This window comes from Acerihabitans sp., from assembly GCF_036398755.1.
GTDB lineage: Bacteria > Pseudomonadota > Gammaproteobacteria > Enterobacterales > Enterobacteriaceae > Acerihabitans.
Window position 1 is genome coordinate 1 of record NZ_DASWOM010000002.1, and the last position, 7730, is coordinate 7730.

Annotated in this window: 8 protein-coding genes; 2 read left to right on the forward strand and 6 right to left on the reverse strand. The window is 57.7% G+C overall.

Annotation, left to right across the window (positions count from 1 at the left end; all coding sequences use genetic code 11):
* The coding region (locus tag VGC33_RS00045; protein ID WP_331117728.1) for a hypothetical protein at nucleotides 1-184 on the forward strand (184 nt) is incomplete at its 5' end.
* A gap of 298 nt (nucleotides 185-482) precedes the next feature.
* Here the strand turns inward: VGC33_RS00045 and dapB are convergent.
* The 6 genes from dapB to ribF all read right to left on the reverse strand — a co-directional run bounded on the left by dapB (nucleotide 483) and on the right by ribF (nucleotide 7237).
* Entirely contained in the window at nucleotides 483-1304 is an 822-nt protein-coding gene (dapB, locus tag VGC33_RS00050; RefSeq protein ID WP_331117730.1) for a 4-hydroxy-tetrahydrodipicolinate reductase, read from the reverse strand.
* A gap of 232 nt (nucleotides 1305-1536) precedes the next feature.
* A complete protein-coding gene (gene ispH, locus VGC33_RS00055) occupies nucleotides 1537-2487 on the reverse strand; it encodes a 4-hydroxy-3-methylbut-2-enyl diphosphate reductase (protein ID WP_331117732.1) in 951 nt (316 codons plus the stop codon).
* On the reverse strand, nucleotides 2468-2938 hold the full coding sequence (fkpB, locus tag VGC33_RS00060) for an FKBP-type peptidyl-prolyl cis-trans isomerase (RefSeq protein WP_331117734.1): 471 nt from the start codon (nucleotides 2936-2938) through the stop codon (nucleotides 2468-2470). Before fkpB ends, ispH begins: the two co-directional genes overlap by 20 nt.
* A 5-nt stretch (nucleotides 2939-2943) precedes the next feature.
* On the reverse strand, nucleotides 2944-3450 hold the full coding sequence (gene lspA / locus VGC33_RS00065) for a signal peptidase II (RefSeq protein ID WP_331117736.1): 507 nt from the start codon (nucleotides 3448-3450) through the stop codon (nucleotides 2944-2946).
* The gene (ileS, locus tag VGC33_RS00070; RefSeq protein ID WP_331117738.1) at nucleotides 3450-6266 is read right to left on the reverse strand and encodes an isoleucine--tRNA ligase; all 2817 of its coding nucleotides are present in this window, start codon (nucleotides 6264-6266) and stop codon (nucleotides 3450-3452) included. Before ileS ends, lspA begins: the two co-directional genes overlap by 1 nt.
* A gap of 32 nt (nucleotides 6267-6298) precedes the next feature.
* Complete coding sequence (ribF, locus tag VGC33_RS00075) at nucleotides 6299-7237, reverse strand: bifunctional riboflavin kinase/FAD synthetase (protein WP_331117740.1); 939 nt, start codon at nucleotides 7235-7237, stop codon at nucleotides 6299-6301.
* 398 nt (nucleotides 7238-7635) lie between these two features.
* Here ribF and rpsT point away from each other — a divergent pair.
* Nucleotides 7636-7730: 30S ribosomal protein S20 (gene rpsT / locus VGC33_RS00080; RefSeq protein WP_331117743.1), on the forward strand; the 95-nt coding region annotated here is incomplete at its 3' end.

A 7730-nucleotide genomic window follows, 5' to 3' on the forward strand; every position in this document is an offset into this window, starting at 1 on the left:
AGCGCTGACTTTATCAAAACACCCTCCAAGGAATATTCAGTCATTGTATTTGCATATTAATTCAGATTTAGCGATCTTAATCAATGCAAAAAACACCTTCAAGGTAGATTTTCGGCAAATTGGGCGCATTTTAATGATGAGTGGGTCACTTGTCCACCCCGGTCCGGTATTTTTTGCCAAATAAAGCGAATTAAGCCGGTTTCTTGCCATGAAATGGTTAAAAGGCACTGATTTAAGGCGGGAGTAATCGGTTGCCTGGTCAGAAGTTTGTATAATGGCGCCGATACGGGCGAGAATGCGGGATAATCCGGCAACCACGCCCGCCGAACGGGAAAATACGTGCTGAAATCTGCCTTTATGCCTTTTTTAACCCCACTTCTCTTTCTAAGCCCTGTTTTTGGCAACCTTTGCGCATCAACAAATATATTTTAATAAAATCAATATAATAATTCTCAATAAAAGCCGCACCACCTGTCTTTATTTTATAAACTGGCCAAATCCAGCACATCGGACATGGTATAAAGGCCTGTTTCCCGCGCGTTAAGCCATATCGCCGCCCTAACCGCGCCATTGGCGAAGGTCATGCGGCTGGAAGCCTTATGGGTAATCTCGATGCGTTCGCCGGTATCGGCGAACATCGCGGTATGCTCGCCGACGATATCGCCGGCGCGTATGGCGGCAAAGCCGATGGAATGCGGGCGCCGCTCGCCGGTATGGCCTTCGCGGCTGTATACCGCGCAGTCCTTCAGGCTGCGGCCCAGCGCCGCGGCAATGGTTTCACCCATGGCAAGCGCCGTACCCGAGGGAGCGTCCACCTTGTGGCGGTGGTGCGCCTCGATGATCTCGATGTCGCAATAGTCGCCCATGACCCTGGCGGCTTTATCCAGTAATTTCAGCATGACGTTGACCCCAACGCTGAAGTTTGCCGCAAAAACTATGCCGATCCGCCCGGCGGCCTGGTCGATTTTCGCCTTTTGCGCCTCATCAAAACCGGTAGTGCCGATAATCATGCCTTTGCCGTGTTCCCGGCAGAACGCCAGGTGCGTCATGGTGCCCTCGGGACGGGTGAAATCGATAAAAATATCAAAGTCATCCTTTACCGCTTCCAGGCTATCGCCGATCTTTATCCCCAGCGCCCCTTGTCCGGCCAATTCGCCCGCATCGGCGCCAATCAGGCTTGAGCCGGCGCGCTCGAGCGCCGCCCCAAGACGTGCCTGTTCCGATTGCAGTACCGCCTGAATCAGTTGGCGGCCCATACGGCCGCCCGCACCGGCGATGGCGATGCGAACTGGTTTTTCGCTCATAGATACTCTCTGTTGGTTGGCATAAGAATATGCGTTTAGGGTAACCGGCGTCCCGGATTGCCGCCAGTGGAATTGCGAAAGAATGAGCATTATCCATCGGCGGTGGCCGCGCATCAGCAACGGCAATGCGCCGGCCGGGGTCGGCGGCAGCGCAGGGATAAATGAATTTTTATTCATCCGCCGGGCGGAATAATACTGAGCCGTGGTGTCCTTATCCGGTCGATGCCCAGCCTTACTCCACCATCCTCACCTTCATCCGCAGCTCTTTGGGCACCTCGAACACAATATTTTCCTCGCGCCCGATCAGTTCCTCCGCCCCCTGGCCACCCAGCGACTGCAGGCGCTCAATCACTTCGCGCACCAGGATATCCGGCGCGGAAGCCCCGGCGGTCACACCGATGCTATTGATGCCCCGCAGCCAGTCCTCCTGAATATCCGCGGCGGTATCAATAAGATAGGCCGGTTTACCCACCCGTTGTGCCAGTTCGGCCAACCGGTTCGAATTGGAGGAGTTTTTCGAGCCTACCACCAGCACCACGTCCGCATCGGCTGACAGCTCGCGCACCGCTTCCTGGCGGTTGGTGGTGGCATAACAGATATCGTCTTTACGCGGCCCGATAATCAACGGGAAACGTTCGCGCAGCGCGTCGATGACATCCGAGGTATCATCCACCGACAGCGTGGTCTGGGTCATAAAACACAGGTTGCCGGTGTCTTTTACCTGAAGACGCCACACGTCCGCCGGGGATTCAACCAGGTACATGCCGCCGTTGGGATTACTGTATTGCCCCATGGTGCCTTCGACTTCCGGATGACCGGTATGGCCGATTAAAATGGCTTCCGTTCCTTTGCGGCTGGCGCGCGCCACTTCCATATGCACCTTGGTGACCAATGGGCAGGTGGCGTCGAACACCGTCAGATCCCGGCTTTTGGCCTCGGCGCGCACCGCCTGCGATACGCCGTGGGCGGAGAAAATCAGGATAGAGCCGTCGGGCACTTCATCGAGCTGCTCGATAAAAATAGCGCCGCTGGCGCGCAGCGAGTCCACCACATAGCGGTTATGCACCACTTCGTGGCGCACATAGATTGGCGCGCCGTAAATTTCCAGCGCGCGCTCGACAATGCTGATCGCCCGGTCGACACCGGCGCAAAAACCACGCGGATTAGCCAGTAAGATGCGCATTTTTGTCCTCCTGCTGCGGATTGATTGCCAATACGTCGATATCGAAGCAGACCGTGCGACCGGCCAGCGGGTGATTGAAATCCACGGTGATCGACTCCTCGGCCACTTCCCGAATCAATCCGGGCATTTCATTACCGTTGACGGCGGTAAACAACATAATGGTACCCACGTCGGGCACGCCGGTTTGGATAAAATCCCGGCGGGAAAAAAACCGGATCAGATCCGGATTAACCGGCCCGAACGCCGACTCCGGCGCCAGGGAAAACGATTTTCTGTCACCCACGCGCAGCCCGAGCAATGACTGCTCAAGCGCCGGCGAAAGGCTGTCGTCGCCAAGACGGAACAACGCCGGCTTATTCTCGCGCCGGGTGGATTCGGCGAGCGTGCCATCCTCGAGCTTAAGGTCGAAATGCACCAGCACCGCGCTGTCGGTCTGCACCTGTTCAGACATGCCGCTTAACCTTTTTGCTTGGCCGTTTTATCGGCCGGACGCATGAAACCTTCGAGCACGATCAGGAACGCACCGATACAAATTGCCGAATCCGCCACGTTGAACGTCGGGAAATGCCAGTCACCGACATAAAAATCGATGAAATCGATCACCACGCCATGGACCAGGCGGTCAAAGAGGTTGCCCAGCGCGCCGCCGATAATCAGGGCGTACGCGCAGTTGGTCATGCGCTGGCGGCTTTCTGAACGGTACATCAATACCATCAGCGCCACGGCGATAACCAGCGCGATAATGGCGAACATCCAGCGCTGCCACCCGCCTTTATCGGCCAGGAAACTGAAGGCCGCGCCGAAGTTCTGGGCATAAAAGATATTAAAAAACGGGATCAGCGGCAAGGATTCATGCAGCATAAAATGCTGCATGACCAGTTGCTTACTGCCCAGGTCGATAATCAGTACGACCAGCGCCAGCCAAAGCCAGCGCAATCCGGTGGATGCCAAGGATTTACTCATCAGACAAATTTACGCTCTTCGCCAGGGCCGGCCACGTTGGTGACGCAGCGCCCACAAATTTCCGGATGCCCGGCATCAGCGCCGATATCGGTCTCGAAATGCCAGCAGCGCGGGCATTTTTCACCATCGGCCTTCGCCAGGGCGATTTTCAGTCCCTTTAATCCTTCACACTGCTGGGCATCCTCTCCCGCCGTGCTGTAATCAGCCACCTCGGCGCGCGAGGTCAGCAGGGCAAAATACAGCTCGTCGCCAAGCCGCCCGAGCATTTGCGCCAGGGCCGGCTCGGCGTACAGGGTGACCCGCGCCTCAAGCGAACCGCCGATGATTTTATCCGCGCGGGCCTGCTCCAGCACCTTGTTCACTTCGCCACGCACCTTGAGCACCTGTTCCCAGTAGGCGTCGTTCATGGTTTCGCCGGCGTCCAAAGTGAACAGTCCCTGGTACCACTCTTCGGTAAAGACGTATTGGGCGCGTTCGCCCGGCATGTAGCTCCAGATCTCATCGGCGGTAAAGGACAGGATCGGCGCCATCCAGCGTACCAGCGCTTCAGAAATATGATACAGCGCGGTCTGGCAGCTGCGGCGGGCAATGCTGTCCGCCTGGGTGGTGTACTGGCGGTCCTTGATGATATCCAGGTAAAACGATCCCATTTCCACCGAGCAGAACTGCATCATGCGCTGTACGACATTATGCAGATCATAGCTGTCATAGGCGGCGATGATTTCCGCCTGCGCCGCCTGCGCCCGTCCCACGGCCCAGCGATCCAGGGTGACCATCTCCTCCGGTCCGACGCAGTGCAGGGCCGGATCGAAACCATTGAGGTTGGCCAGCAGGAAACGCGCGGTATTGCGGATGCGGCGGTAGGCGTCGGCGGAGCGCTTGAGTATCTCGTCCGACACCGCGATTTCGCCGGTATAATCGGTGGAGGCCACCCACAGGCGTAGGATGTCCGCGCCGAGCTTATCCATCACCTGCTGGGGACTGACGGTGTTGCCGATGGACTTGGACATTTTACGTCCCTGTCCGTCCACGGTAAAACCGTGGGTCAGCACCTGGCGATAGGGCGCCTGGCCTTTCATGGCGGTGGAAATCATCAGCGACGACATAAACCAGCCGCGATGCTGGTCGGAGCCTTCCAGGTACATGTCCGGCTGGTGACCGCCAAATTCAGGGCGCACCGCCACCACGGACGAATGCGTCGACCCCGAGTCGAACCAGACGTCGAGGGTATCCGGCACCTTGGTATAATTGGCCGCATCGGCGCCGAGGATAACGGCGGGATCCAGATCCCACCAGGCCTGGATGCCGTCTTTTTCAACCCGTTTAGCCACTTCCTCCATCAATTCGAGCGTGCGCGGATGAAGCTCCTCGGTGTCTTTATGCACAAACAGCGACATCGGCACCCCCCAGGTGCGCTGGCGCGAGATACACCAGTCGGGACGGTTGGCCACCATATTTTCGATACGCGCCTGGCCCCAGCCCGGGATCCACTGCACTTCCTTGATTTCTTCCAGGGAGCGCTTGCGCAGCCCTTTCTGATCCATGCTGATAAACCATTGCGGCGTGGCGCGGAAAATGATGGGGGTCTTATGGCGCCAGCAGTGCGGATAGCTGTGCACCAGCTTTTCCACGTGCACCAGCGCGCCGCTGGCGCGTAATAAGTCAACCACCACCTCGTTGGCCTTGAACACCTGCAGTCCGTCAAGGGCCGGATAGGTGCCCGGCAGGAAGCAGCCGTCCGGACCGACCGGATTGGCGACTTCAAGGCCGTATTGCTGGCCGATGACATAATCGTCGGGGCCATGGCCGGGCGCGGTATGCACCGCGCCGGTACCGGCTTCCAGCGTCACATGCTGGCCAAGGATCGCCGGCACGTCGAAGCCCATGAAAGGATGGCGGAAGCGCAGCAGTTCCAGCGCGCCGCCTTTGCAACTGCCCAGTACCGTCCAGTGGGCGATACCCGCCCGCTGCATGACGCTTGCCACCAGTTCGGCGGCCAGGATCCAGTTTTGTCCGTCGACCGCGACCAGTTGGTACTCAAAGTCCGGATGGACCGAAATGGCCCGGTTGGCCGGCAGGGTCCAGGGGGTGGTCGTCCAGATGACCAGCGCCACCGGGCCGGTGACCGCGGCCACGCCGAATTTCGCCGCCACGGCGGCGGCGTCGACCGCCTGGAACGCCACGTCGATGGAAGGCGAGGTGCGATCGTAATACTCAACCTCCGCCTCCGCCAGCGCGGAACGACAGTCGATACACCAGTGCACCGGCTTGGCGCCTTTATGCAGGTGGCCGTTGGCGATAACCTTGCCAAGCGATCGGATAATATTCGCTTCGGTGCCGAAATCCATCGTCAGGTAGGGACGATCCCATTCGCCCAGCACGCCCAGGCGGATGAAATCCTTTTTCTGCCCTTCGACCTGCTCGGCGGCATAGGCGCGGCAGGCGGCGCGGAATTCCGCGGCGGTGACCTTTTCGCCCGGCTTGCCAATCATCTGTTCGACTTTCAGCTCAATCGGCAGGCCGTGGCAATCCCACCCCGGCACATACGGCGAGTCATAGCCCATCAAGCCTTTGGACTTGATGATGATGTCTTTAAGAATTTTGTTAACCGAATGACCGATATGAATACTGCCGTTGGCATACGGAGGACCATCGTGCAGGATAAAGGTTTTTTTACCTTTTTTAGCGTTACGGATAATCCCGTACAGGTCCTGTTCATACCAACGTTGCAGCATGCCAGGCTCGCGCTTGGCCAGATCGCCGCGCATCGGGAACCCTGTGTCCGGCAAATTCAGGGTATTTTTGTAATCACTCATTCGATTCTCGGTTCCGTTTTCGGTTAGAGCGTTTAAAGGGGTGTCGTCAGTCCGAAAAATTCCCGGCCGGTCACCACATCGTTCGCGATTTGCCGCTTTAACTCATCAAGGGAGGCAAACCGTTGTTCATTACGCAGTTTTGCGCGTATTACCACTTCTATATGGCGACCGTACAGGTCCATCGCCATATCCATTAAATGCACTTCCAGCCGCGGGCGTAGCCCCGACACCGTCGGTCGGGTGCCAATATTGGCCACACCCGGCAACGGCCGCGCCGCCAGTCCGTTGACCTCTACCGCATACACCCCCGCGATGGGCGCGGCGCGGCCCTTCAACGAGACGTTGGCCGTGGGAAAGCCCAGGGTGCGGCCCAGTTCGTCGCCGTGCTCCACGCGCCCGGAAATACGGTAGGTATGGCCCAGCAGCATCTCGGCGACCACCAACTGGTCGTTGCATAGCGCTTCCCGCACCGCCGTGCTGCTGATGCGCTTACCGCCCTCGGTATAAGTGGCGGTGCTCATGACATCAAAGCCGGCGGCGACGCCCGCCCGCTGCAAAAAGGGGAAATCGCCCCGGCGCCCGGCGCCGAAGCAGAAATCATCACCGACGCAAAGAAACCTGACGCCGAGCTTTTTCACCAACAGCTCCGTGACAAAAGACTCGGCGCCGAGAGCGGCAAAGCGCGTATCGAAGGTCACGCACAATACTATGTCTACCCCGGCCTGGGCCAGGTACTTCACTTTATCCCGCAGGCGGGTCAATCGCGCGGGGGCGTCCCGGCCGGCAAAATGCTCTTGCGGCTGGGGTTCGAATATCATCACCATTACCGGTAAGCCGCGCCTGCGGCCTTCGGTCTGCAATTGTGCAATCAACGCCTGGTGCCCACGATGAAAACCATCAAAATTGCCAATAGTGAGTACGCACCCGGAATGACGCGCCTGCAGGTTATGTAAACCGCGAATAAGCTTCATAGCAGGCTCAAGACAGAGGAAATCGGCGGATTATACCTTGTACAGCCTCTAAGGTTAACCCGCGAATCCAATCTTTGACAGTAACGGCGGTGAAAGTCATGCTTATTTTGTCCGGCCGGGGTTTTTTCGCAGGTTATTCTGCCCGACCGGGCTTTTCGCCGCCCGCATGGCGGGCTTGGCGCCGCCGATTCATTTCTTTATTGCCGATAATCGCTTTTTTATCGCCAAAGGCTGTATTCCGCGCGCTTAAACTGGTAGAATCCTGCGCCATCACATTGTAACAGGCGTTGCGTAGTCAAGCGGCGCTTATTTGCACAAATCCATTGACAAAAGAAGGCCGAAAGGGCATATTCCTCGGCCTTTGAATTGTCTCATAGAACATGTTTGGGAGTTGGACCTTGGCTAATATCAAATCAGCTAAGAAACGCGCCGTACAGTCTGAGAAGCGTCGTCAGCACAATGCCAGCCGTCGCTCCATGATGCGTACCTTTAT